The organism is Rossellomorea marisflavi (assembly GCF_001274775.1).
Lineage (GTDB): Bacteria > Bacillota > Bacilli > Bacillales > Bacillaceae_B > Rossellomorea > Rossellomorea marisflavi.
The window spans coordinates 587,171-613,453 of sequence record NZ_LGUE01000001.1; the positions used below are offsets into that span (position 1 = coordinate 587,171).

A 26,283-nucleotide genomic window follows, 5' to 3' on the forward strand; every position below is an offset into this window, starting at 1 on the left:
GTTGAAATGACAGAGAAGAAACGGAAGGTCATCCTTATAACCGACGGTGACGAATATGCGAAAAAGGCCGTTGAATGCGTGGCCAAGGAGTTCGGGGGACGTTGTATTTCCAGCACGAAGGGGAATCCGACCGTCCTCTCCGGGCCGGAAGTGGTCAAGTTGATCAAAAAGGCTAAATGCGACCCCGTTTTTGTCATGTTCGATGATAGCGGCTTCCTTGGGGAAGGGTCTGGAGAGAGAGCCATGAAGTACGTAGCGCAGCATGATGATATCGAAGTGCTGGGTGTTATAGCCGTTGCCAGTCATACAAGGCATGCGGAGTGGACGAGGGTCGACGTGTGCATTGATAAATTCGGAGAGCTCACCCCCTATGGAGTCGATAAATTCGGCGTGCCGGAAATGGAAATGGGCAGATTGACTGGTGATACGGTGTATTGTCTGGATGAACTGGATGTGCCGGTGATCGTCGGTGTAGGGGATATAGGGAAAATGGCGAAGCGGGATCACTACTCCCAGGGCAGTCCCATCACGAAAAAAGCAGTGGAAATCATCTTAGAGAGGAGTGGGTACAATGGGTGAAATCAGGAAGACCCCGATTCCAAAAGACTTGGGGAAACTCGAAGAGTATATGCAAAACCATGTTGGACTGAATAAAAGCTTCGACTTGGGCGTACGTAAGCTGATGATCCTGAAGAAGGGTGTCCATATCTATTATATCAATGGATTGACCGATGCATCGTATGTCATTCATATCGTTGAAGAACTCGTTGATGTGAATGATAATGAACGGGCAACCAGTAAGATTTATGATATTGTACACAATCGTCTGGTCCACCAGTCCGTCGAACCTGTCAAAACGGTGGAGGAAGCGGTGGATGAAGTCCTATCAGGGTTGATCGCCGTCTTTGTGGAAGGGGCCCCGGAAGCCCTGATCGTCGATGTGAGGAGCTATCCCGGAAGGCAACCGTCAGAGCCGGATACGGAAAAGGTGGTAAGGGGTTCACGTGATGGCTATGTGGAGAATATCATCGTCAACACAGCCCTGACCCGCAGGAGGATCCGGGATCCGAGACTCCGGTTCGAAATCTTCAGGATAGGTGAACGGTCCAAAACGGACATTTCCATCGCCTATATCGAGGACGTGGCCGATCCGAACCTGATCGAAATCGTCAAACAAGAGCTTCAAAGCATAAAAATCGACGGCCTGACGATGGCCGATAAAACAATCGAGGAATTCCTTGTCAAACAAGGGTATAATCCGTACCCCCTCGTCCGGTACACGGAAAGGGCGGACGTCGGGGCGACCCACCTTTTGGAAGGGCATGTCCTGATCTTCGTGGATACCTCACCGAGTGTGATCATCACGCCGACCACCTATTTTCATCATCTCCAGCATGCGGAAGAATATCGCCAATCTCCTGCAGTGGGGACATTTGTCCGCTGGACGAGATTCCTAGGTGTCCTGGCATCGTTATTCCTTCTGCCTTTATGGTACCTATTTGTCTTGGATCCATCATTATTGCCGGAAGCAATCAAGTATGTTGGTCCCGATGAACAGACCAATATCCCGGTGATCGCCCAGCTCTTCATTGCAGATCTCGGGGTGGAGATGTTCAGGATAGCGGCCATACACACGCCAACGCCGCTTTCAACGGCCATGGGTCTGATCGCGGCGGTCCTGATCGGTCAGATTGCCATCGATGTAGGGCTTTTCCAACCGGAGGTCATCCTTTATGTAGCGGTTGCATCGATCGGTACCTTTGCCACCCCGAGTTATGAATTAAGCGTCGCCAACAAGATGGCACGATTGGTCATTTTAATTTTCGTGGCGTTGTTCCATATTCCGGGACTCGTGATCGGATGTACCCTTTACGTCCTATTCGTCACCAATATCAAGTCACTGAATACTCCTTACATGTGGCCCCTGCTGCCATTCAGTCCGAAAGCGTTCCTACAGATCCTCATCAGGCGTTCGGTGCCGGGTGCCAAAATCAGACCAAGCATCGTCCATGCACGGAACCGTCACAAACAGCCGAGCTGAATCCTGGAAGGATTGCAAGCCCCCTCATTCTATGGTAAATTACTTTTAATTAGTAAAGGATTAAAGAGGGGAATGAGCAGAGAATGGAACTTCATGGATCTCAGGAAATTAACGAACAGGGTCAACTGACCATAGGTGGGGTCAATACCGTAAAGCTTGCGGAACAATACGGTACCCCCCTGTACATATATGATACATCACTGATCAGGGAACGCGCACGCGGCTTTAAGGATACGTTTGAAGAGCTGGGCGTCAAAGCGGAGGTTGCCTACGCGAGCAAAGCCTTTTCAAGCATTGCGATCTTTCAGTTGATGAAAGAAGAAGGGCTGTCCTTGGACGTGGTTTCCGGAGGGGAACTCCATACGGCGATCAAAGCGGGTTTTCCAGTCGAGAAGATTCATTTTCACGGAAACAATAAATCGTATGAAGAGCTTGCAATGGCACTCAAACTTGGGATCGGCTGCATTGTCGTCGATAACTTCCACGAGCTTGAGCTGATTGGCGCCATACTCGCTGAACGTGGAGGGTCGACGAAGGTGCTTCTCCGTGTCACTCCTGGGATCGAGGCCCATACCCATGATTATATCCTCACCGGGCAGGAGGATTCGAAGTTCGGCTTCGATCTTGGAAACGGCCAAGCCGAAGAGGCGATGAAAAAGGCAGTGGCCATGGAGGGCATCGAACTCCTTGGACTCCACTGTCATATCGGGTCGCAGATCTTTGAAACGACCGGCTTCATCCTGGCCGCAAGGAAGATCATCGACACCGTGGCATCGTGGGAGGAGCAGCATGGGTTCGTACCTCAGGTCATCAATCTTGGTGGAGGCTTCGGTATCCGGTACACGAACGAAGATCAGCCGATCCCACCTGCACAGTATGTAAAAGACATGATCACAGTGGTGAAGGAAGAAGTGGAGCGTCATGGACTGGACATGCCGGAAATCTGGATCGAGCCGGGTCGTTCACTGGTGGGGGATGCGGGGACGAGCCTCTACAGCATCGGATCGACCAAGGTCGTACCGGAAGTAAGGAAATATGTCGCCATCGACGGAGGGATGAGTGATAATATCCGTCCTGCTCTGTACCGCGCGAAATACGAGGCGGTACTTGCCAATAAGGCAGGGACACCTGTGGAAGAGACCGTATCCATTGCAGGGAAGTGCTGTGAGTCAGGTGACATGCTGATCTGGGATCTGCCGTTACCGGTTTCAGAACCTGGTGACCTCCTGGCCGTCTTCTGCACAGGCGCATACGGTTATTCCATGGCGAATAACTATAACCGTATCCCTCGTCCGCCCGTCGTTTTCGTGGAAGGAGGGAAGGATCGCCTTGTAGTGAAAAGGGAGACCTATGAGGATATCCTCTCCCTTGACCTACCACTCGATTGAATGTGACGTTCATGGGAATATCCTGGCTGAAGGTGCCGGATATTCCCATGACCTGTTATACTAGATAGAGTGCGAGTCTACCAGATACGTTCATAGATCGGGTGTTGAATCGGGGGGGATGCTATGTCGAAAAATAACACGCGCTTATTTTTCCTTCTTTTGGCAGTTGGTTTGGCGTGGGGAGTGGTTTACTGGCTCTTCTTAGCGGGAAACTAAACGGTAGTTGATAAAAAAGAACAGTTTTAGTAAGATAGTAAAACATTCGCTTATTAAAATGATTGTTTTGTCCATGATACAATTATCTGGATATAAACGTAACGAGGGGTAAATATGTTAATCCGATATAAAAAGGCTTTTGAAAAGATCGCAATGGGATTATTATCTTTCATGCCAAGTGAAAAGGATCTGAAGAAGCTTCAGCAAACCATGAAGCAGTATGAAACGGATGAAAATTGGCAGCTTTTTTTATGGAAAGAAGAAGACATAGTTGGACTGATCGGAGTGCAGAAAGAAGAAGGCGCGATGGAAATCCATCACATTTCCGTCAATCCGTCCCATCGCCATGAGGGAATCGGAAAGGCGATGGTGAAACATCTGAAGGACATGTACTCTGAGCTAGACGTCAAACCCAACGAAGAAACCGCTTCCTTTTTCGAAAGATGCGAAGGGGAAATGAATGAATGAAAAAAAGAAACTGGCCCTGAGGCTAGTTTCTTTTTTTTCTGAGAAGGGCTTCTTCACGTTCTTGGATCACTTGGGAGCGATCCCTGCGTGAATGTCGATGAATGAGCTCGTGATCGGTCAAGTCACTCGGGAGAGACCAGCCGTATCCGTTATGAGTGCACCACTGCTGAACCGATCGGAGAAGGTCTGGATCCTGTATTGGGAGGCTGACACTGCGATAGGGCATTTCTTTCGCAATGCTTTCCTCTGTTTCTGAAAGGATGGAAAACATTCTGCTTTCATCAAGGCCTAAATCTCTCACGACCGAACGGTGACGCTTCAAATTCTCCGTACCCTTACGGATCATTCGTCCTGCACCATTCAGGTTATCCCTGCGATAATGATACATCCCGACGGCAATCTGGATGAGGCCGACCCAGTGGGAGTCCCTGTTGCCGGGATCGATGTCTTTCCAGTATTCTTCTAGGACCTCATGGCACTCAAAATAATCCCTGCTCCCATTGAAGTGGGCGAGGAATTCGATATAGGGGATGGGGTGTTGTGTCATTCAACCGCTCCTTTCAATAGGGTTAGTGTAGCATACTCCCCCGTATGGTGAAACGAATTGAGCAGGGGGTAAAATTTCTATTGGAGAATGGTAGTCAATCTACTATACTAATAAGTAGCTCTTTTTTAAGTCTGTACAATGGAAATTGGTGATGAAATGGAATATAACGTGAAAATTGAAGCGTTCGAAGGTCCGATGGATCTTCTACTGCATCTGATCAATTCACTGGAAATCGATATCTATGATATCCCCATGGCACAGATTACCGAGCAATATATGATCTATGTGCACGCCATGAAGGATCTGAAGCTCGACGTTGCGAGTGAATATCTTGTGATGGCGGCGACGCTCCTTGCGATCAAGAGCAAGATGCTCCTGCCGAAATACGATGAAGATTCCCTCGATGAAGAAATCGAATTCGAGGAAGAGGATCCGAGGGACGAACTGGTGGAAAGACTGATTGAATACCGCAAATTCAAAGAAGCTGCCACAGAACTACGGAGCAGGGAAGAAGAGCGGGGCCAGGTCTTCACGAAGCCGCCAAGCGACCTATCTGAATACATAGAGGATTCAAACCTGAAAGACAGCATCGGCCAGGTTACAGTCTATGATATGCTCGGTGCATTCAATAAATTATTGCGACGCAAAAAGCTCCAAAAGCCTGTGTCAACGAGAATTACCAGGCAGGAGATTTCCATAGAAAAACGAATGGATGAAATCTTAGTGAGCCTGCAAAGTTTGAGGAAGCGAACTACCTTCACCAGCCTTTTCCCCTCCAATCAAAAAGATCATCTGGTTGTCACATTCCTGGCCGTCCTTGAATTGATGAAACGTCAAAAGATCATCGTCGATCAGGAAGAGAATTTCACGGAAATTTTTGTGGAAGCAAGTGAGGAGGTAGGACTAGTTGGACAAACGTAATTGGAAAGCCATCCTCGAAAGCCTGCTTTTCGCAGCTGGAGACGAAGGTCTTTCCCTGAAACAGGTCTGTTCGGTTTTGGAGATACCGGAAGACGAAGCATTTAACAGAATGAATGAACTGAAAGAATGGTATGATGACCGCGGAATCGCAGTTGTGGAAATCGCGGGTGCCTATCAGCTCGCCACAAAAAAAGAACATGCTGAATACCTTAAAAAGCTGGTGGAATCACCAAATGTGAGCCTCCTGTCCCAGGCGGCACTTGAAACCTTGGCCATCATCGCGTACAAGCAGCCCATCACACGTGCTGAGATTGAACAGATCCGGGGGGTCAAGACAGAACGTCCCGTACAAACCCTCACATCGAAAGGGCTGGTGAAAGAAGTGGGGCGCGCCGAGGGAACAGGCAGGGCCTACCTGTTCGGTACGACCAAAGAATTCCTCGAATATTTCGGGTTGAAGAGCATAGAGGAGCTTCCACCACTGCCCGATTATGTACAAGAAGAATTTGCAGATGAGGAAGCAGATCTGTTTTTTGAAAAATTCCAGGAAACGCTGGAGAGCAATGAATGATTCTGAAACACCGTCCGGATTGGGCGGTGTTTTTTTTATGGCAAGCGCAAGGGAGTATTCAATCATATTACCCGTTGTCCCGCATAAACTTGTACAAATAGTCATGACAAGGAGTAGATGCAGGTGAAGGGGAATAATCGGAAAGTCTACATATACAGCCTCCTGATCGTTGTCCTCTTGTTCTCATTGGTTTCAGGAAAGGTACAGGCTGCTCCATCTGTGAGCTCGCAGAGGGCGATCCTGATGGATCAGGAAACTGGCAGGGTCCTGTATGAAAAGGATGCGGATGAGAAAAGCAGGATTGCGAGTATCACCAAGATCATGACAGCGATCCTGGCTGTGGAATCTGGGAAGCTTGACCGCGATGTAACGGTGCCGGATGATGCCGTCGGAACAGAAGGATCCTCGCTGTACCTGAAAGCGGGGGAGAAAATCAAATTGGAAGACCTCGTGTACGGGCTGATGCTGAGATCGGGGAATGATGCGGCGGTTACCATTGCAGATTACGTAGGAGGCAGTCTCGATGGGTTCGTTTATATGATGAATGAAAAAGCCCGTGAAATTGGTATGGAAAACACCCATTTTTCCAATCCACATGGGTTGGATGATCATGAGGACCACTATTCCACCGCAAGGGATATGGCGATCCTGACCAGGTACGCCATGAAAAATGAGCGCTATGCTGAGATTGCCGGGACCAAGCTCCATACAGCGCCCAATCCTGAAGAGAAATGGGACAGGAAGTGGAAGAACAAGAACAGGCTTTTGACGGAGCTTTATAAATACAGTACGGGAGGAAAAACAGGCTTCACCAAGAGGGCGAAACGGACGCTTGTCTCCACAGCCTCTAAAGATGGGGAGAACTTGATCGCCGTTACATTGAACGGACCGGATGATTGGAATGATCATATCTCCATGTTCGAGTATGGATTCAAGCAGTATGACTATAAAATCGTCATAGCGAAAGGGAAAATCGAAAACATCGATGACCCTATTTATCAAGGGCATGTCCGTGTGGACAGAGATGCGGTCCTGACCCTTCAAAAGAACGAAGTGGACGGTGTCAGGGTGGAGTACAGGATGATGAAGCCTGAGAAGAAATGGGCCGATGGAAAGGGGGCGCCTGATGTTGTCGGCAATGCCCTCGTCTATCTGGATGATGAACAAGTGGACTCTCTCCCGGTCTATTTTGAATCAGGATCAAAACCCGAGAAGAAAAGCTGGTGGAAGCTATGGGCCGGCTCCATCCAATCGGTGCTTGGTGTGAACGGAAATGGTTAACATCATCTGGGTGGCGCTCACGATCATCGGTCTCGTTTTTGCTGTGATCAATGGGAGGATGGCCGAAGTGAACGAAGCCATCTTTCAATCGGCCAATGAAGCGGTCACCCTCTGTATCGGCCTCATCAGCGTCCTCGTTTTTTGGCTCGGGATGATGAGGATTGCCCAGGAGGCGGGGCTCCTCGATAAGCTGGCGGGACTCTGCAGGCCGTTTGTGAAGAGGCTGTTCCCGGAAGTGCCGGCAGACCATCCGGCCATGGGGTATATCTTAAGCAATATGATGGCGAATATGTTCGGACTTGGGAATGCGGCTACCCCCCTTGGGATCAAAGCGATGGAACAGCTGAAGCAGCTGAACGGTGGGCGGGACTCTGCGAGCAGGTCGATGATCACGTTTCTGGCCATCAATACCTCAAGCATCACCCTGATCCCGACGACAGTCATTGCCATCAGGATGAAATATGATTCAGCCTCGCCGACGGAAATCGTGGGTCCTACCCTGGTGGCAACCATCCTGTCGGCAATCGGTGCAATCTTCATTGACCGCTACTTCCACTACAGGAGAACGAAGCGGGGGGTGAAGTGATGCAGTGGATTTCGTTGGTTTCACTCTGGATGATCCCCCTATTGATCGGCTTCATTCTTTTGTACGGAACGTGGAAGAGAGTCCCAACCTACGAATCCTTCGTGGAAGGAGGGAAGGAAGGCATCAAGATTGCCGTGTCGATCATCCCTTTCCTGATCGGAATGCTTGTTGCCATCACGATTTTCAGGGAATCAGGTGCTTTGGAATTCTTTGTCGATCTGATCCGGCCGGGTCTCCTGGCCATAGGGATCCCGCCGGAAATCGTCCCCCTCGCCATCATCCGGCCGATCTCCGGGACGGCCGCTCTCGGAATGATGAGCGATATGGTGGCGGCGTATGGACCGGACTCCTTCATAGGGAGGCTTGCATCTGTACTACAGGGAAGTACAGACACGACACTGTACGTCTTGACCGTCTACTTCGGTGCTGTTGGGATCAGAAGGATGGGGGACGCCTTGAAGGTCGGTCTTCTCGCCGATGTGGTCGGAATTGCAGCGGCCATCTTCGTAGTGACACTGATGTTCTAATAGGGCAACATTTCTAAAAAGGTATAAAAGGAAAGCGGAACCCCCGTTTTCTTTTTATACCTTTCTATTTTCCATGGTTTATGCCATAATTCATGAAGGAATAGAAAAATGAGGTGAAAGACCGTGGAACGTTTACAAAAAGTTATTGCACACAGCGGTGTCGCATCAAGGCGCAAGGCTGAGCAGCTGATCATAGAAGGCAAAGTCAAAGTGAATGGGAAAGTCGTCAAAGAATTGGGAACCAAGGTAGCGGCTTCCGACCGGGTGGATGTCTCCGGAGTCCAGATCGAACGGGAAAATAAAGTCTATTATATGCTTTACAAACCGCGGAGCGTCATTTCTGCCGTGACCGATGATAAGAATCGTCAGGTCGTGACGGATTTCTTCCAGGAAATCGACGAGAGGATCTACCCGATCGGTCGTCTTGACTACGAAACGTCAGGCCTGTTGCTCCTTACGAATGACGGAGAGTTCGCGAACCTCCTCATGCACCCGAGCAATGAAATTGAAAAGACGTACGTTGCCAGGGTGAAGGGCATCCCATCCAAATTCAAGCTGAAGGAACTTGAAAAGGGTGTGAAGCTCGAGGATGGTAGAACCGCTCCGGCGAAAGTGAAAATGCTGAGCATGGACAAGAAGCAAGGGAAGTCCATCATTGAAATCACGATCCATGAAGGCCGTAATCGTCAGGTCCGCCGCATGTTCGAGCATATCGGATACCCGGTGCAGAAGCTGAAGCGCGAGCGCTATGGCTCCCTCACCCTCCAGGGTCTGACAGCTGGTGAAGGAAGAGAGCTGACCCCTCACGAAGTTAAGCAGCTCCGCACGCTGGCAGAATCAGCCGCCAACAAATAAAAGTGTCACGAATCATTCATATAATCTGAAAGACCGTCATGAAGAAAAATGGTATAATTGGAAAGGAATTTTACCATCTATGGGGAAGGCCCCTGCTTCTAGAAACGGTTGAACCAGACACTGGCAGGGGTTGATCAATCGATCATCCCCTTTCCTTCTATCATTTTTGAAGTGATGGGGAGGCATACATAAGGACTTCGATAGGAAGTCATTTTATTTCACTTATTTTGATAGCGATTTCAGAGCAAGGAGGGTTACGATGAACAAGAAAAAGCGCAGACTGATGATCCGGTCGGTCATCTTGCTGATACTGGTGTCAGCCGTCGGCTACACGCTGTATGCCAACTTCACCAAGGAAGATCGCGGAAAGCTTCAGGTGGGTGATCAGGCTCCTGATTTTGTCCTTAAAGACATGGATGGCAACACCCATCAGCTTTCCGACTACAAAGGGCAGGGGGTATTCCTGAATTTTTGGGGGACATGGTGTAAGCCCTGTGAACGTGAGATGCCCTATATGAACAATCAATATAAAAAGTATGAGGATAAAGGCGTTCAGATCCTTGCGGTGAATGTAGGGCAGTCGGACTTCCTGATCAACAGCTTCTCCTCGAAGTACGGGCTGGAATTCCCGATTGTCGTCGATAAGGAAGAAGAAGTGCAGAATGCTTATGGAATCGATCCGCTTCCGACGACCATGCTGATCAACCCAGATGGGGAAATCGAAAAGATCATCACGGGGACGATGTCAGAAGAAGATATCATAGAAGATCTTGAGAGTATCAAGCCATAACGCCAGCCTGACAGAAGGGGTTTTTACATGAAAGAGATCAAATGCGTATGCGGTCACGTCAATCCCAATGGGACGGTCCTGTGTGAATCGTGTGGACGGGCCCTTACAGAAGAAGCAAAAAATGAGAAGCTGCATGATATGCGCTATGAGGGAAGCGCCAGGCGTTCTCAAACCTACAGTAAATCCATCATCGATAAGATCTGGAATTTCTTTTCATCCGTCAAGGTGGGCGTGTGGCTCATCGTCCTCACGCTTGTTGCATCGGCTTTGGGCACGGTGCTGCCCCAGGAAGAATACATACCCGGAGGAAGGCCGCCGGAAGAGTTCTATGGAGATGTATACGGGTTCTTAGGAGATCTGTACTATACCCTTGGATTCCATGATCTATACAGTTCATGGTGGTATCTTCTCCTTGTCGCTTCCATCGGAGTATCCCTCGTCATCTGCAGCCTGGACAGGGTGATCCCCCTTCACAGGGCCCTCAAGAATCAAAGGGTCGACCGGCATGAAGGATTCCTGAAAAGGCAGAGATTTTATGGGAAGACTGAGGCTTCTAGTCTTGAGCCGACAGCGATGGATGATGTAAAGAAGAGATTATCAGATAAGAAGTATAAGATAAGAGAAAAAGATGGAAGCATCCTGGCGGAAAAAAATCGATTCTCGCGCTGGGGTCCCTATGTGAATCATATCGGCCTGATCATCTTTCTCATAGGCGGCATGCTCCGATTCGTCCCGGGTATGTACCTGAATGAAACTATCTGGATCCGGGAAGGAGAAACCCGCGCGGTTCCCGGAACGGATAACGAATATTTCATCAAAAATGAAAACTTCATCATGGAAACCTATGATAAAGAGAAAGACAAAGAAGTGTTCAGTGAGGCCATCGAGAAGAATGGAGATGTCGCGAAGAATTTCCAGACCGATGTGGTCCTCTATAAGGAATCAGGAGAACGCCTTCCGGGACAGGAAGTGGAACGGTCCGAAGAGAAAAAAGAATCCATCCGGGTGAATCATCCTCTGAAATTCGGCAACTATGCGGTTTATCAGACTAGCTATAAGCTTGATGAGTTGACAAGCATGAGCTTCACTCTGGATAAAAAAGACACGGGTGATCAGCACGGGGCGTTCACCGTCAATCTGATGGATCCGGAGGAAGAGTATGACCTTGATGATGGCTATAAAGTGAAGCTCAAAGGCTATTATCCTGATTTTTCAGGATTTGATAAAAAGGGCGAGCCTCAAACTGCCTCTCCACTACCAAATAACCCGGCATTCCTGTTCGAGTTGTTCTCACCTGAAAAACCGGATGGGGAGGTTGCCTTCATCGGAATCCAGAAAAACCTGGAACCACTCGGGGAAAATGAGTATAAGCTATCGTTCGCAGGGATTGATTCACGGGATATCTCAGCCCTGACGTTCTCAAAGGACCTAACGCTTTGGATCCTGGCAGTCGGGGGAGCTATCTTCATGATCGGAGTCATCCAGGGGGCGTATTGGCATCACCGGAGAATCTGGCTTAGAAAGTCCGAGGAGGGCATCATCGTTGCGGGGCATACGAATAAAAACTGGCATGGCCTCAAGCACGAAATCAGCCACATCCTGGATGGAACAGGAATAAAGGAACCGGAAGATCAACAAGAATCGAAAGAAGCAAGGGGGAAAAAGGATGTCGACAACAATGGCAGAATGGAGCAGTAACCTGCTCTACATCTCCTTTATCACGTATCTGGTGGCGACGTTCTTCTTTGGTGGAAGTATCCGCCAAAAGAACACGACGGAAACAAATCAGCGCAAATGGGGTACGATCGGTATCACATTGACGATCATCGGGTTCGTTGCGCAAATCGGCTATTTCTTCCTGAGATGGGGGGCTGCGGGTCATGCCCCGGTGAGCAATCTCTTTGAATTCACCACATTCTTCGGAATGATGCTTGTGGGTGCGTTCATCATCATTTACTTTATGTATAAATCTACCGTTCTTGGAATCATCGCGCTGCCGTTTGCGCAGCTCGTCATTGCCTATGCAAGCATGTTCCCGACGGAAATTTCACCGCTGATCCCAGCCCTTCAAAGTGACTGGCTGAAGATCCATGTCACGACCGTATCGGCCGGTGAAGCGATCCTTTCCATCAGCTTCGTCGCAGGGTTGATCTACCTTCTGAAATCAGTGGATCATTCTAAAGGAAGCAGACAATCATTCTGGCTCGAAACGGTCATGTTCTCACTGGTTGTCGTACTTGGTTTCGTCGTGGTGTCAGTCGTATTTAAAGGGATGGACTACCAGGCAGACTTCAACTATATCAACCAGGAAGAGAAGGAAGCAGTAGCGCAATATACATTGCCTGCACTCGTAGGACCGAATGAAGGTGAGCTGCAGACAAAAGGGGTCATGAAGCCCCTGGTTGAAATGCCTGCCCTCATCAATGCGAAGAAACTTAATACGGTGATTTGGTCAATCCTATCCGGAGCGGTCCTTTATCTTCTCCTCAGGTTGATCTTGCGTAAGCGCATCGCTGCGAAAATGCAGCCAATGGTGAAAAATGTGAACCTGAATCTCATGGATGAAATCGGCTATCGGTCCGTCCTCATCGGATTTCCGGTCTTCACACTAGGCGGCTTGATCTTCGCCATGATCTGGGCACAGATTGCCTGGAACCGTTACTGGGGATGGGATCCGAAGGAAGTGTGGGCGCTGGTCACCTTCCTGTTCTATGCGGCCTTTCTTCATTTACGATTATCCAAAGGTTGGCACGGGGAGAAATCGGCATGGTTGGCCGTCGTAGGGGTCGCCATCATCCTCTTCAACCTGGTGGCCGTCAACTTGATCATTGCAGGCTTACACTCATATGCCTGATTGCAAAGAGTCAAAAAGCTGACATGGATGCCCCTGTCAGCTTTTTGGTACAATGAAACGGCGGACAGCAGGAAGCGTACATAGATGAACACCTCAACAAAGCTTATCGGTTTTAAAGTACCACTATTTCCGATTAAAATGGAGATAACTATGCTAAAGGGGGAAAACCCATGGAAGAAAACATCCGGATTCTGGTCGTGGACGATGAAGACCGCATCAGAAGACTATTGAAAATGTATCTGGAAAGAGAAAATTATGAAATCGAAGAAGCAGAAGACGGGGAGCGTGCCCTTGAAATGGCTCTTGAACGTGAATATGATTGCATCCTTCTCGATTTGATGATGCCTGGGATGGACGGAATCGAAGTGTGTAAGAATCTTCGCGAGACGAAGACGACGCCTGTCATCATGCTGACGGCAAAAGGAGAAGAAGTAAACCGCGTCCAAGGCTTCGAAGTGGGAACCGATGATTACATCGTGAAACCATTCTCACCAAGGGAAGTTGTTCTGAGGGTGAAAGCCCTTCTCAGAAGGTCTTCCAAGACCAGTTTCATCCAGACAGATGCAAAGGCGAAGGATCTCATCGTCTATAAGCATCTGACCATTGATAACGATGCTCACCGGGTGAGTGCCGATGGAATCGATGTGAACCTGACACCGAAGGAATATGAACTCCTGTACTTCCTAGCAAAGGCCCCGGATAAGGTGTTCGATCGTGAGCATCTCCTCAAAGAAGTCTGGCACTACGAATTCTTCGGAGATCTTCGGACAGTGGATACCCACGTCAAACGCCTTCGTGAAAAATTGAACAAAGTATCGGAAGACGCTGCCCGCATGATCGTCACCGTTTGGGGCGTCGGATATAAGTTCGAGGTTGCAAATGAATGAGACTGTGGCGTAGTGTAGTCGGGAAGCTTTGGGTCACCATCCTTCTCCTCGTTTCCTTCGTTCTCTTCATCCTGACGATCCTGCTTCTTGAGTTCTTTCAGAACTACCATGTGGATGTGGTGGAAAACGAGCTCACGATCACTGCCGACAAAGTAGCCAAGGTGATTGAGAATCATGAAGACCTTGATCTTGGCCTCGAGCTTGGCAGTGAAATCATCGATGATCCCGTCAATATTCTCATTACGGTCGATGATAACCAAGAACTGTTTTCCCAGGACTCCACCGGGGTCGAGAAGGATATTCACCGATTCATCAGAAATGACCCGGAACTGAAGGAAGTGAAAGTCCGTGACAAGACCATCAAGAGGGAATATGAAGTTCCATCGGAATCCTCTGCCAACCGGCATGAGAACATCATCATCGTCGGTAGCCATCTGAGCGTCAACGGTCAGGAAGGGGCCGTCTATCTTTATCAGTCCCTTGATGTGATCAAGGATACGACGAAACAGACAACGAAGCTTATCGTCCTTGCCATGGGGATCGCCATCATCCTCACCACCATCTTTGCATTCTTCCTCTCCACCAGGATCACATCGCCATTGAGGAAGATGAGGGAAGCAGCCTTCGAAGTGGCGAAAGGGAAGTTCGATACGAAAGTACCGATCCTGACAAAAGATGAAATCGGTGAACTCGCGACGGGATTCAACCAGATGGGAAGACAGCTGAAGTTCCATATCAATGCCCTGAATCAGGAAAAAGAACAGCTGTCGAGCATTCTGAGTTCCATGGCCGACGGAGTCATCACCTTCAATCGGGACGGTACGATCCTCATTACGAACCCGCCTGCCGACCGGTTCCTCCAGCAATGGTACTACGAGCACGGTAGCAACGAAGGCGAAGCGATTCCGGCCATCGTCAAAGAACTGTTGCAGAGCGTCGTGGTGACCGCCATGGAACAAACCGACGAGATCACACTTCAAGGCCGGAGCTACGTGGTGATCGTCAGCCCGCTGTATAACAACAATACGATCCGTGGCGCGGTTGCCGTCGTACGGGATATGACGGAAGAACGTCGACTTGATAAACTTCGGAAAGATTTTATTGCGAATGTGTCCCATGAACTCAGGACCCCGATCTCGATGCTCCAGGGCTACAGTGAAGCAATTGTGGATGATATTGCAGAAACTGAAGAAGAGAAAAAAGAAATCGCCCGCATCATCTATGATGAGTCGCTCCGTATGGGAAGGCTTGTCAATGATCTCCTCGATCTTGCAAGGATGGAAGCGGGGCATATCACCCTTCAAGAACAATCTGTCAGCATCATGCCCTTTACGGAACGGGTAGCCAATAAATTTGTGGGCGTTGCCAAAGAGAAGAAGATTGCCATCCAGTTTGAGAGTGAGGTTGAGAGGGAACGCGAACTGTCCATCGATCCCGATAAGATTGAACAGGTACTGACCAACCTGATCGATAACGCCATACGGCACACTCCGGGGGGAGGAGAAGTGACGGTCTCCCTCAATCGGAATACCCAAGGCTACCTCTTCTTTGTACAAGACACAGGATCCGGGATCCCTGAGGAGGATCTGCCATTCGTCTTTGAACGATTCTACAAAGCGGATAAAGCAAGGACAAGAGGGAAGGCGGGAACGGGACTCGGTCTTGCGATCGCTCGGAATATCGTGGAAGCCCACGGTGGCCATATCCAGGTGCAAAGCAAGCTTGATCAAGGGACAACGTTCACCTTCTTTCTTCCTTATTAGTCATTTCTCGCATGGGATTTGCAGGATCATCCCGATTTTTCTTGTTACACGGGGAACAATCATGGATTTTGCGTATTCAGCCCATACGGCCATCAGCCGTATGGGTTCTTTTTTGTGCGCAGGGCAGGAATTGAAATATAGGTCTTTCCAAACGTCCCAGAAACTACTATATTTGATAATGTGTAACCTTTTGCAAGGATATAACGACTAATGGAATGACGGGGAGGGAAAGAAGTGCACTCCGTTTTTGAGGACATGTATAAAAAGTACCATCAGGATGTATTTCAATTTCTTCTCTATATGGTACAGAACAGACAATTGGCTGAGGACCTTGTACAGGAAGTGTATATCCGCGTACTCAAGTCACATCAGCATTTTGAAGGGAAGAGCTCTGAACGGACCTGGCTATTCTCTATAGCGAAGAATGTGGCAATCGATCACTTCAGGAAGCAGAAGAACTGGAGAAATCGCCTTCTGGACAAATTTGACTGGAGTCGGAGTGAGTTGTCCGATGAGAACCCCCTGCCTGAAGAAATCGCCCTGGCCAATGAGGAGGTGCGCGAACTGTATGAATGTCTGAAGTATTGTTCAACGGATCATCGAATGGTCATCATCATGCGCTATCTCCAGGAGCTATCCATTGTGGAAACAGCAGAGGTATTGAACTGGTCGGAGAGCAAAGTGAAAACAACCCAGCACCGCGCCGTCAAATGGATGCGGATGGAAATGAACAAACGGTTGCGGAAGGAGGGGGACGATAGTGAAGCAATCTGATTGGAATGACCGGGACATAGAAAAACTGGTCAAAAAGCTTCCAAAGATCAAAGATGAGCGAAAACCTGAGTCCATATATGCTTCTATCAGCCAACAAGGTGAAAAACAGCGACTTTTGAAAGGGAAGAAAATCATACCTGGACTGGTGGCCGTTGCCGCCATATTGATTTTCACCCTGCTGAGCCCTGCTCTTCTACAGCAGTCACCACTGGAAGAAAGCCGCTCAGATCAGGGAGCTTCCATGATGGATGAAAGCAAGGACCTTCAAGCAGATAAGGCTGTGGCTGATAAAGAGAACCGACTCTCCCTCTATGAAAGCATGGTGGAGGATGCTGAAGTCTATACGTTTGGCCTTATTTCACCTGAAGGAGTCCCTGTCCCTGTGAGCGTGACCAAGCACTTGTCGGATGAAGATGAGTGGCTGGATGGATATACGGAACTCGCTAAGCTCATTCCAGAAGAACAGCTTAGCATGGAAGAATTCGTTCCCTTGGAAGGAACCGTTTCAAAAGGGTATGGAGATGATATCAATTTCACCCTGAATGGGGATGAGGCGTATACGGGCAACAGCGCAATGGAATATGCATTCTACTACTCTTTGTTTTACTCCTTCCAGGGAAGGGGCTTTGACCAGCTTCATCTCAAGGATAAGGATGGGAATTATCCGCAATTCAGCGGATACGGGGTCCTAAAGAAAATCGATCTGCCGAAGAATGCAAAACAAGCTTTCTTTGTGTACTCGCCTAACGGGCTTGACCATTTTCTTGTGCCTGATAACCTGGAATATGAAGACTTGGATAGTGCTGTTACAGCCATGAATGAAGCCGATTCGGAATTTTATGAAAGTGCCATACCCGAAGGGCTGAATGTTCGCGTAGTCGAGAAGGGTACTTACCCGACCATCAGTTTCATGAATGAAGTACACCTGGAGAATATGGATGAAACAGAAGCCTTGGAGCTAATCGAATCACTCCTCCTCACAGCGCGAAGCTTCGGCTACAAACAGGTGATGTTTGAAAACATCAGCGAAGAAGAATGGGACGGTTTTGCATTCGATGCACCAATCGAAACACCCATCGCACCAAATCGAATCACCCTACAGGAATAAGTGAAGAGGATGGGACAAAACTAAAAAAGGCCCCTTTAATACCGAACACGATCAGTATAGGATCTTAATGCCGCTCATGATCTCCGTGCAAGACTTCGCTTTCCTCGGGTAGCCCGTGAGCCTCCTCGGCACGCCTGCGGGGTCTCACATCAGCTACTCTTCCCGCAGGAGTCTTCGTCTTGCACTCCGATCAACCGCTGGAAACGATGAAAATTTGAATGTTCATTAAACGAATGTAAAACCCGAATCATTTGCTTTATCGTAGGCAAATGATTCGGGTTTTACTATGACTAAAACTTGCTTGTCTCAGCCTCTTCATTTTTTATGACTAGTGATAAGAAATGACGTGCAGTGGAATGAGCCGATCGCAAGTCGGAAACCGCTGTTGGCTGAATCTAAAAGGAATCTATGGTTGTTCACTCTGCATTCAAATCAATATGTATCCAAAACGTTAGAGTGGAAGATAAACGATCATTGTTCATTTATTTTAAATGCGTTCTCCACCGGTGACTCCTTTCTGCTGAATATGTAGAGGTGTTGGATTTCAAACGAAGAGGCAGTTCCTGTGAGAATTTAGAGCAACCATAAAAAAACACAGAGTGTATTGGAGCGGAAGGGACTTGACTCCCGCGGGAAAAGAGGAAAGGTCGAGATCCCGCAGGCGCAGCCGAGGAAGCTCGACTTCCTCCCCGCAGGAAAGCAAGTCCCTGCAGCGGAAAGGAACGGACCCGTCTTCATGCAATCATCCGTAAAATGTCAGCCCCGCTCCGCTTTTCTAATTGTACAGCTCCGGCGGATGGAGGCTCGAGGTCATAAGGCGAAGAAGCCAAAAAGGCCAAGAACGCCTTTCCGGCTTCTTCGTCTTATGCTTGTCGCCTCAGGGCGAGCCCCCTCCGCTTTTCTTCATGTCTAGCTCCGGCGGGTTGCCCCTCGAGGTCATAAGTCAAAGGCACCAAAAAGGCACAGAACGCCTTTCTGGTACCTTCGCCTTATGCTTGTCGGGGCAGAACGACCCGCCTCCGCTTTTCTTGGTATATTTCTTTTGTTTAATGGCAGACTGATGGGTAGGGTTTTTTTGGAATAGTGTAGCGGGCAGGGGCATATAGTGAGAGGTGTTGTTCAATTTTGGGTGAGCATTTAATAGGAGGAACGGTATGATTGCTGATTATGGTCGGAGACTGTTGATTGTGATTGTGTTGGCGCTGTGTGTAGGCATGATTTTCATGACGGGGAGAGTCGCAAAAGCAGAGAGTGATTCCACTGCTGAATGGAGGTTTCCGGTTGATGGCACCATTACAGATGTGTTTGGTTCCAGATCCGGGACCCATAAAGGAATGGACATCGGGGGCGAGGAAGGCAGCCCCGTTCATTCGGTGGCAGACGGGGTCGTAACAAGGTCGTACTTATCAGATAGCTATGGTCATGTGGTATTCGTTCGTCATGACAATGGATATGAGACGGTATATGCTCATCTCATTTCAAGAGGGGTAAAAGAAGGGCAGGAAGTACATAGGGGTGAGCCGGTCGGGAAGCTAGGGAATACCGGGATATCCACCGGTCCCCATCTTCATTTTGAGATCCACGCAGGAGAATGGACGTTTGAGAAGGAGAATGCCATAGATCCTTTTGTCGTATTCGGACAAGGCGGGGTCGGACAAGTGGTGTTCGCTGAAAAGAAAGATCCGTATCAGACCGTTGCGGCGTCACAGGTTGCTGGTGATTCGTATCGAGTCAAGAAAGGCGATACATTATGGTCCATTTCCCATGAACATGGTCTGACCGTGGATGACCTTAAGAAATGGAACGGTCTGAAGGATGCCACGATCGCTGTAGGTCAGGAATTGAGTCTAAGGGAGGATTCCTATCAAGTAGAGCAGGGGGACACACTCTATTCTATTGCCGTCGCTCATGGAATAGAACTGGACAAGCTTCTGGCGGCCAATGATTTACGCAGGGATTCGCCGATCTATCCTTCGCAAACGTTAAGGATTCACTGATTGTTTCGAATTCAAAGCATTTCTCTTCACATAATGGCACTTCTTATGTATAATGAGTAAGAATAAAATAATATGATTCATCTTCGGGGCAGGGTGCAATTCCCTACCGGCGGTGATGAAGCATTTTTGCTTCTAAGCCCGCGAGCCTTTTTGAGGCAGGATTTGGTGAGACTCCAAAGCCGACAGTATAGTCTGGATGGGAGAAGATGAAGGTTACTGCCAATGCGTTCAGAAAAGGGAAGTCTGAATGTCTATTCGAGCATGCCTTTAACTCTCCTGGATATCATTTATCTGGGAGTTTTTTATTGGGGCTCGGGCATGACCATCTTCGATTGAGATGAATCTCCAAAAGGAGAGAGTGCTATGAAAAAAATGACGACACGCACATTCGTCACAGTTGGTATGCTGAGTGCCATTTCGTATGTATTGATGCTTTTAAACTTCCCTATCCCGCCTTTTCCGGCGTTTCTGCAGATCGACTTCAGTGATGTACCGGCCTTGATGGCAACGGTCGCTCTGGGACCAGTCGCAGGAATCCTGGTGGAACTGTTCAAGAATGTGATTGATTATGTATTGACCGGTTCTGAAACAGGTGTACCGGTAGGACATGTGGCAAACTTTGCTGCTGGGATCCTCCTGATCTTGCCCGTTCACCTTATCTATTCACGTTTCCAAACGAAAAAAGGCCTTCTTACCGGGCTTGTTACCGGTACGCTGGTCATGAGCATCGGCATGGGGATCATGAACTATTTCATCTTCCTTCCAGCCTATAAATACTTCATGAATTTCGAACTGCCGGCAGAAATCATCGTGACCGGTATCGTTCCGTTCAATATCCTTAAAGGAATCCTGGTAGCGGCTGTGTTCACACTGCTATTCATCAGGATCCAAAAGTGGCTGTCGAAGCAATTCGGGACTCGACGCATGGCCTAATTGAAAATGAGCCTCCACCGGGGGCTCATTTCTATTCAAACAACATAAAAAAGACGGCGATCAATCGCCGTCTTTTTTACATCCTATTCGAATTTCAATGCATCGCCGTCGAATGGTTCGTCAGCTACCTTGATGGAATCGGTAGGGCAACCTTCGAATGCATCGACCATATCGTCTTCAAGGACGTCAGGAACTTCAACAGTCCCTTGGTTATCGTCCAGTGTGACGAATGCAATACCTTCATCATCATAATCATAAATATCTGGTGCTGCTGCACCGCAAGCTCCACAAGCGATACATGTATCTTTGTCCACGATCGTATACTTTGGCAAAGAAAAAACCTCCCGAAGATAATTCTATATAATTCATCATTATACACGTTGTTTAATGGTGAAAATCAATTACTAATCATCATTTTATAGAGGAATGGGTAACTTTTCAATAGTTAGGTACTCTTTTTCATATTTTTATCCGTTTCCGTCAAAACAAAACCTCGGTTGAGGGTGTTTTCGTGGTACAATATTTGACAATAACCTACACGTTAAGGAGTCATCGCATTGACATATCTTCACTATTTGATTTTGGACTCCCTGGAAAGGCTGGGGGAAGAACGGTCTGTTTATTCCGTTTTCCATATCATGAAAGGGAAAAAGTCTTCACAATCCATACAGGATGCACATCTCTTTGGGCTGCAGGCTCTCTTCCTGTCACTTCCAAAACTAAAGAGGGAGTACTTTGACCGTTGCATTGCTATGCTTCAGGATAAGGGATTCATCACGCTGAACGATGATAATCGCGCCCGGCTGACTCATTCCGGAAAAGAGGGCTTGGCGTTTTACTTTCAAAAAAAACCGTACCCCGCCCATATGGATGGATTGAAGCATGGTGATCAGTCCATCCTCCTTTGGAAGAGACTCAGCCTACTGGTACAGGTGTTATCCAATGCGCGAATGAACGAAACATCGTACTTTCCCGTGCAGAGGGACCGGAAAGTTCAAGATTGGTTAAAAGTATTCATCCGGAAGCAGGGGAAGACAGAAGTTTTGTCGGCAAAGTTGTTTGAAGAGCTGTACACCTTGCTAGCCCAAACAACGCCTGGTGAAGATCCGGGGATCCTTGTTGAGAGGCTGACGGGATATCGGGACTATGGAGCAACGGAAGGGCAATCAGCCGACCGGTTCGGTGTGGACCGTGAGGAGTACCGATTCAGATTCCTGAACCTTCTCCACTTCATCATCGCACGTGCCAAAGAGGATGCAGGTGCCTACCCGATAGTCTATTCGATCATAGAGGAAAAGGAGCATATCCAACCCCTCACCGCTTCGACCAAAAAAACGCTCGAGCTTTTTCAGAAGGGGATACCCGTTGAGGAAATCGCCAGGATCCGTGAGCTGAAAGTGAATACGATTGAAGACCATTTGATCGAGATCATCTTGACACTCCATGACTTTCCCGTCACGTCATTCATAGATGAAGGGGTGTACGAAGAGGTGCTGGGCGTTCTGACAGAGTTAAAGACGAAGCGCCTCAAGCCGATCAAGGAAAGATTTCCTGAGTTGTCCTATTTTCAGATCCGTGCAGTCATTGCGAAGGCAGGTGAGACCCCGTGATTCTACAAGAAGAATTGAAGCGGCACTTTGGCTACGAAACGTTTCGTGCAGGACAGGAAGAAACCATCACTTCCATTCTTGATGGCTGTGATACGTTGTCCATGCTGCCCACCGGAACCGGTAAATCGCTCTGCTATCAACTTCCCGGTCAGCTGTTGGATGGTCAGGTGATTATTGTTTCCCCTTTGCTATCCCTCATGCAGGATCAGGTGGAACAGATGAAGGTGAATGGGGAGAAGAGTGTGATCGCCCTTAATTCATTTCTTACTTATCAGGAGAAAGCCTGGGCGTTGGACCACATCCATCGATTCAAATTCATATTCGTTTCTCCGGAGATGATGAAAAGTGAGGCATTCCGTACAGCCTCTTCAAGGATCAGAGTAGGGCTGTTCGTGGTCGATGAAGCACACTGCATTTCCCAGTGGGGCCCCGATTTCCGCCCGGACTACCTTGACCTCGGGGAGGCGAGGGAACGTCTCGGGATGCCGGTGACCCTTGCCCTCACTGCCACTGCCACAAGGACAGTCCGGGATGATATCCGTGAGGTCCTCCGTATGGAGGGGGCAGCCGAGTTGGTCCATTCGGTCGATCGGAAGAACATTGGATTATTCGTGAGGAATGTGGAAGACGACCGGCATAAGCGGGATGAAGTCCTTTCGTTCGTGGAGCGTCTCAAGGGACCTGGAATCATTTATTTCACCAGTAAACGGAAAGCGGAAGATGTTGCCCTCTGGCTGCGCGAGCATGGAGTGGAGGGGGTCGCACACTATCACGGTGGAATGGACCATGAAGAAAGGATCCTGATTCAACAGCAATTCCTATCGGATAAGCTGCAAATCATCTGTGCTACTTCAGCCTTCGGTATGGGGGTAAACAAGGAAAATGTGCGCTTTGTCGTCCATTATCATCTGCCGTCAAGTATTGAATCCTATCTCCAGGAGATCGGCCGAGCTGGAAGGGATGGAAGGGAAAGCGTCTCTCTTGTCCTGTATGCAGAACAAGATGCGTCCATTCCCCTTCAATTCATGCATAGCGAGCTGCCGGATGATGCGCAGATCGAAGGCGCGATAGCAGCATTCCCCTCCATGGAATGGTCCGAGATCATCGTTGCCCTGCAGCTTTCAGATGTGCAGTCCAGATTCCTTGAATATTATATTCAGTCGTTTGCACGCTATCGTTCTGATAGAATGGTAGAAGAAATCAAGCGGATCAGGGATGCCCGCATTGCCTATAAGCGCAGGAATCTCGATTCGGTCATGGGATGGCTCCACACGGCGTCATGCAGACGTCAAGTGCTCCTTGACTATTTTGGTGAGGAGCTTCAGGATCGACCTGAACGGTGCTGTGACCGGTGCGGGTCAGATCTTGGTGAGTTCCATGGCGAGGGCGTTCATTCGTATCCGTCCCAAGAGAATTGGGCGGACCAGCTCAAAAAAATACTGTTAGGATCAGTGGTATAATGCAAAAGCAAGGAGATATCCTTAAAGGTTTATCCAAAAAACAGGTGACATTCCATCTCATGTTCACTCAATGCCTCCTCATAGCCGTTTCCATCGGTCTTGGCTATGTGTTGATCGGCGATTTTGATCAATGGTGGAAACAGTTCGATTTTCACATGGAGGTCCTCTGGATCGGAGGAGCCTTCGGGATCCTGGTTGTGACAGCGGATTTGATCATGATGAAACTGCTTCCGTCTCGCTATTATGATGATGGTGGGGTGAACGAGAGGATATTCGCTGATCGTGGCTTCTTCGAAATCATGGTTTTGGCGTTCATTATTGCGGTGAGCGAAGAACTGTTGTTCAGGGGGATCCTTCAGTTCCATTTTGGACTGGTGGCGGCAAGCATTGTGTTTGCTGTGATCCATATCAGGTACTGGGCCCATTGGTTCCTTATCGTCAATGTGTTGACGTTGAGTTTTGTCATGGGAATCATCTATGACCAGACAGGGAATCTCCTGGTCACCATCGTCATGCATTTTGTCATTGATTTTCTCTTGGGTTTATATATGCGCCATCAGGCGAGATCTGAAGAGTAAAGAAGGGATAGCTATGAGTAAAGATCCATATCGTGAACAAGCTGCCAAATCAAAAAAGAAGATAGATAGGGTGCAGGAAGTGGAGCCTGTACATGAATCCGACGGACTCCCGAGCAGAAGTGAAATACAGCGGAAGAAAAGGGAATCCAAAAAGAAAAAGACGGCGATTCAGCATCCCCTCATCAAGCTGTTGCTCGTGTTTTTCTTCCTGATGCCCATCATTTTCCTCAGCCTATATTCTTATTTTGTCAATAAATCCGGACCTCTTGTGGTCTTCTCAAGTAAAAATGGAGTAGAAGAGGTACAATACGATCAAGGGGAGCCAAATGAGACGGCCCCAACTGCTGATGAGGATAAGGAAAAAGAGCAGGACAAGAAGAAGGAAGAAGCTGAAAAAGCGAAAGCCAAGAAAGAAAAGGAAAAGGCAGAAGCGTTGAAAGCGAAAGAAAAAGCTGAAGCTAAAAAAGCGAAAGAGCGCGAAGAAGCCAAAAAGGCAAAAGAAAAAGAGGAAGCGAAAAAAGCAGAAGAAAAGAAGCAGCAGGAACAGGCTGCGATTGAACAAGAAAAAAGCGAAGAAGCAGGACGTGTGGTTCAGCATACGGTCAAGCCCCAGGAAACGCTCTACCGGATTGCAATGGATTATTATCAATCCCCATCCGGTGTACAGATCATCAGTGAAGCCAATGGCATTCAAGATAATGAAATCTATACGGGACAAGTGTTGACGATTCCCTTGAACGAATAAGAACCCGCCTCCGTGGAAGGCGGGTTTTTACGTGCTTCTAAAAAAAGGACGGGCTCATATAATGAATCGAGGGGGGTGAGGGGATGGATGAAATGAAAAACATCACCGACCGTGCAACGGAGCAGATGTTGACGAATCTCATTGAAAAGAAGAAGAAGTTCGATCAACTGAAGAAACAGCATCATTTTGCCCTTTGGGTGACCGCGGTGGGCTGTACCATATTCTTATACTATCTGACTCATACGGTAATTGGCCCTCATGCCTATTCAGCAGCCTCCATGATCTCCGCTTTCGTATCCAGATCGCTGCACTTGTATGCCTTCCTTGCTGTAGCAGGCATGGCAGGAGCCACCAAAATCTTTCACCAGCGTAAAGAAAAAGCGGAAAAAGAGTTTCATGCCCTGCGATGCGAGATCATCGATCGCAGCAAGGATCTTTGGAAAGAAGAAGCCTGGAAGAACCGGCACATCGTGTTTGAAACCATGAAAAAACAATATGACATCAACCTGTTCCATGAAGCGAAATAGACTAAAAGAATATTTTCCGGTCCCGTTCTTCTTTGAGGATTTCAACGGCTTCCCGGAATCGCTGAGAATGGATGATCTCCCTTTCCCTGAGGAATCGTAGGCCGTCATTCAAATCTGGATCATCACTCATATTGATGATCCACTGATAGGTCGCCCGTGCTTTTTCTTCCGCTGCAATATCTTCATATAAATCAGCAATCGGATCTCCTTTCGCGGCAATATAGGACGCCGTGAAAGGGACTCCAGCTGCATTATGATAAAAGATTGCACCATCATGATCGACATAGTGGGCATCGAGTCCCGCCGCTTTCATATCCTCCGGGGTGGCGTCCTTGATAAGTTTATACACCATCGTTGCAATCATCTCCAGATGGGCGAACTCTTCGGTTCCGATATCGGTGAGGAGTCCGATCACCTTGTCGGGGATGGTGTACCGCTGATTCAGATACCTGAGTGCTGCGGCGAGTTCCCCGTCAGCTCCGCCGTATTGTTCGATCAACAACTTTGCAAGCTTCGGATTGCATGTGCTTACCCTGACCGGGTACTGGAGCTTCTTTTCATATACCCACATAAACGGATCGCCTCCTTGGTTTCGTTATACTTGCCATGGCCACGGGGCCTCTTTCCATTTCCACGGATAATCCGAGTAGCTGCTCCCGAAACTCGTGAGGGGTCCGAACTTCTTTTCAAAGGTTTTCTTGATGGATTTACGCGTTTTTACATACATATTGAACTGGGAAATCGCTTCCTGATCTGTCGGATGGGTATCAAGGTAAAGGGTCAGTTCGACAATGACGAAGTCGACGGTCTGAAGCTCTTCAAGAATGTCATAGTACTCTTGGGGAAGCTGCGTCAT

General features: G+C 48.4%; 28 protein-coding genes and 1 riboswitch. Of the genes, 24 read left to right on the plus strand and 4 right to left on the minus strand.

The features are described 5' to 3' along the window. Positions 1–6 precede the first annotated feature (6 nt). The 4 genes from spoVAEA (at position 7) to AF331_RS02955 (ending at position 4,113) form a co-directional block, all read left to right on the plus strand. Positions 7–579, plus strand: a complete 573-nt coding sequence (spoVAEA, locus tag AF331_RS02940; protein ID WP_053426685.1) for a stage V sporulation protein SpoVABEA — start codon at positions 7–9, stop codon at positions 577–579. Continuing rightward, a complete protein-coding gene (locus tag AF331_RS02945) occupies positions 572–2,041 on the plus strand; it encodes a spore germination protein (protein ID WP_053426686.1) in 1,470 nt (489 codons plus the stop codon). Before spoVAEA ends, AF331_RS02945 begins: the two co-directional genes overlap by 8 nt. 83 nt (positions 2,042–2,124) lie before the next feature. Then, a complete protein-coding gene (gene lysA / locus AF331_RS02950) occupies positions 2,125–3,429 on the plus strand; it encodes a diaminopimelate decarboxylase (RefSeq protein ID WP_053426687.1) in 1,305 nt (434 codons plus the stop codon). Positions 3,430–3,759: 330 nt separating this feature from the next. Beyond that, positions 3,760–4,113: a GNAT family N-acetyltransferase gene (locus AF331_RS02955; protein ID WP_053426688.1), complete on the plus strand. Its 354-nt coding sequence runs from the start codon at positions 3,760–3,762 to the stop codon at positions 4,111–4,113. Positions 4,114–4,135: 22 nt separating this feature from the next. Here the strand turns inward: AF331_RS02955 and AF331_RS02960 are convergent, their stop codons facing one another. Then, on the minus strand, positions 4,136–4,660 hold the full coding sequence (locus tag AF331_RS02960) for a DUF309 domain-containing protein (RefSeq protein WP_053426689.1): 525 nt from the start codon (positions 4,658–4,660) through the stop codon (positions 4,136–4,138). A 156-nt stretch (positions 4,661–4,816) separates the two neighbouring features. Here AF331_RS02960 and AF331_RS02965 point away from each other — a divergent pair, with 156 nt between their 5' ends. The 15 genes from AF331_RS02965 (at position 4,817) to AF331_RS03035 (ending at position 20,507) form a co-directional block, all read left to right on the plus strand. Beyond that, positions 4,817–5,581, plus strand: a complete 765-nt coding sequence (locus AF331_RS02965) for a segregation/condensation protein A (protein ID WP_053426690.1) — start codon at positions 4,817–4,819, stop codon at positions 5,579–5,581. Further along, a complete protein-coding gene (gene scpB / locus AF331_RS02970) occupies positions 5,568–6,152 on the plus strand; it encodes an SMC-Scp complex subunit ScpB (protein WP_053426691.1) in 585 nt (194 codons plus the stop codon). Before AF331_RS02965 ends, scpB begins: the two co-directional genes overlap by 14 nt. Before the next feature lie 117 nt (positions 6,153–6,269). Next, positions 6,270–7,433: a D-alanyl-D-alanine carboxypeptidase family protein gene (locus AF331_RS02975; protein WP_053426692.1), complete on the plus strand. Its 1,164-nt coding sequence runs from the start codon at positions 6,270–6,272 to the stop codon at positions 7,431–7,433. Further along, positions 7,426–8,019, plus strand: coding sequence for a nucleoside recognition domain-containing protein (locus AF331_RS02980; RefSeq protein WP_053426693.1), 594 nt, complete (start codon positions 7,426–7,428; stop codon positions 8,017–8,019). Before AF331_RS02975 ends, AF331_RS02980 begins: the two co-directional genes overlap by 8 nt. Continuing rightward, positions 8,019–8,546 (plus strand): spore maturation protein, encoded by a 528-nt coding sequence (locus AF331_RS02985; RefSeq protein WP_053426694.1) that lies wholly within the window; start codon positions 8,019–8,021, stop codon positions 8,544–8,546. Before AF331_RS02980 ends, AF331_RS02985 begins: the two co-directional genes overlap by 1 nt. 123 nt (positions 8,547–8,669) lie before the next feature. Beyond that, complete coding sequence (locus AF331_RS02990; protein ID WP_048005925.1) at positions 8,670–9,401, plus strand: pseudouridine synthase; 732 nt, start codon at positions 8,670–8,672, stop codon at positions 9,399–9,401. Between the two features lie 259 nt (positions 9,402–9,660). Then, entirely contained in the window at positions 9,661–10,191 is a 531-nt protein-coding gene (gene resA, locus AF331_RS02995) for a thiol-disulfide oxidoreductase ResA (RefSeq protein ID WP_053426695.1), read from the plus strand. A gap of 27 nt (positions 10,192–10,218) precedes the next feature. Beyond that, a complete protein-coding gene (resB, locus tag AF331_RS03000; protein ID WP_053426696.1) occupies positions 10,219–11,889 on the plus strand; it encodes a cytochrome c biogenesis protein ResB in 1,671 nt (556 codons plus the stop codon). Then, on the plus strand, positions 11,870–13,045 hold the full coding sequence (gene ccsB, locus AF331_RS03005) for a c-type cytochrome biogenesis protein CcsB (protein WP_053427756.1): 1,176 nt from the start codon (positions 11,870–11,872) through the stop codon (positions 13,043–13,045). The genes resB and ccsB overlap by 20 nt, the downstream gene beginning before the upstream one ends. 170 nt (positions 13,046–13,215) lie before the next feature. Further along, the gene (locus AF331_RS03010) at positions 13,216–13,932 is read left to right on the plus strand and encodes a response regulator (protein ID WP_053426697.1); all 717 of its coding nucleotides are present in this window, start codon (positions 13,216–13,218) and stop codon (positions 13,930–13,932) included. Next, complete coding sequence (locus AF331_RS03015) at positions 13,929–15,695, plus strand: ATP-binding protein (protein ID WP_053426698.1); 1,767 nt, start codon at positions 13,929–13,931, stop codon at positions 15,693–15,695. The genes AF331_RS03010 and AF331_RS03015 overlap by 4 nt, the downstream gene beginning before the upstream one ends. 234 nt (positions 15,696–15,929) lie before the next feature. Next, a complete protein-coding gene (sigX, locus tag AF331_RS03020; RefSeq protein ID WP_053426699.1) occupies positions 15,930–16,469 on the plus strand; it encodes an RNA polymerase sigma factor SigX in 540 nt (179 codons plus the stop codon). Further along, positions 16,456–17,577 (plus strand): hypothetical protein, encoded by a 1,122-nt coding sequence (locus tag AF331_RS03025; protein ID WP_053426700.1) that lies wholly within the window; start codon positions 16,456–16,458, stop codon positions 17,575–17,577. Before sigX ends, AF331_RS03025 begins: the two co-directional genes overlap by 14 nt. Before the next feature lie 1,154 nt (positions 17,578–18,731). Continuing rightward, a complete protein-coding gene (locus tag AF331_RS03030; protein WP_053426701.1) occupies positions 18,732–19,574 on the plus strand; it encodes a M23 family metallopeptidase in 843 nt (280 codons plus the stop codon). 75 nt (positions 19,575–19,649) lie between these two features. Next, positions 19,650–19,786: riboswitch (FMN riboswitch) on the plus strand. Positions 19,787–19,937: 151 nt separating this feature from the next. Beyond that, on the plus strand, positions 19,938–20,507 hold the full coding sequence (locus AF331_RS03035) for an ECF transporter S component (protein ID WP_053426702.1): 570 nt from the start codon (positions 19,938–19,940) through the stop codon (positions 20,505–20,507). Positions 20,508–20,590: 83 nt separating this feature from the next. On the opposite strand, the gene AF331_RS03040 is transcribed toward AF331_RS03035, so the two are convergent. Next, the gene (locus AF331_RS03040) at positions 20,591–20,839 is read right to left on the minus strand and encodes a ferredoxin (RefSeq protein WP_048005917.1); all 249 of its coding nucleotides are present in this window, start codon (positions 20,837–20,839) and stop codon (positions 20,591–20,593) included. A gap of 306 nt (positions 20,840–21,145) precedes the next feature. Between AF331_RS03040 and AF331_RS03045 the strand changes: the two genes are divergently transcribed. The 5 genes from AF331_RS03045 to AF331_RS03065 all read left to right on the plus strand — a co-directional run bounded on the left by AF331_RS03045 (position 21,146) and on the right by AF331_RS03065 (position 25,427). Beyond that, positions 21,146–22,117, plus strand: a complete 972-nt coding sequence (locus tag AF331_RS03045) for a YpbB family protein (protein WP_160316478.1) — start codon at positions 21,146–21,148, stop codon at positions 22,115–22,117. Then, positions 22,114–23,577, plus strand: coding sequence for a RecQ family ATP-dependent DNA helicase (locus AF331_RS03050; RefSeq protein WP_053426704.1), 1,464 nt, complete (start codon positions 22,114–22,116; stop codon positions 23,575–23,577). The genes AF331_RS03045 and AF331_RS03050 overlap by 4 nt, the downstream gene beginning before the upstream one ends. Continuing rightward, positions 23,577–24,155, plus strand: a complete 579-nt coding sequence (locus AF331_RS03055) for a CPBP family intramembrane glutamic endopeptidase (RefSeq protein WP_235576302.1) — start codon at positions 23,577–23,579, stop codon at positions 24,153–24,155. The genes AF331_RS03050 and AF331_RS03055 overlap by 1 nt, the downstream gene beginning before the upstream one ends. A 13-nt stretch (positions 24,156–24,168) precedes the next feature. Further along, positions 24,169–24,900, plus strand: coding sequence for a LysM peptidoglycan-binding domain-containing protein (locus tag AF331_RS22115; protein ID WP_053426705.1), 732 nt, complete (start codon positions 24,169–24,171; stop codon positions 24,898–24,900). Positions 24,901–24,983: 83 nt separating this feature from the next. After that, positions 24,984–25,427 carry a DUF2663 family protein gene (locus tag AF331_RS03065; RefSeq protein WP_053426706.1) on the plus strand — a complete coding sequence of 148 codons (444 nt, stop codon included), beginning with the start codon at positions 24,984–24,986 and terminating at the stop codon, positions 25,425–25,427. 1 nt (position 25,428) lies between these two features. Here AF331_RS03065 and cotJC read toward each other — a convergent pair whose 3' ends face one another. Together cotJC and AF331_RS03075 are read right to left on the minus strand one after the other, a co-directional pair. After that, positions 25,429–25,998 (minus strand): spore coat protein CotJC, encoded by a 570-nt coding sequence (gene cotJC / locus AF331_RS03070; protein ID WP_053426707.1) that lies wholly within the window; start codon positions 25,996–25,998, stop codon positions 25,429–25,431. A gap of 24 nt (positions 25,999–26,022) precedes the next feature. Next, positions 26,023–26,283 carry a spore coat protein CotJB gene (locus tag AF331_RS03075; RefSeq protein WP_053426708.1) on the minus strand — a complete coding sequence of 87 codons (261 nt, stop codon included), beginning with the start codon at positions 26,281–26,283 and terminating at the stop codon, positions 26,023–26,025.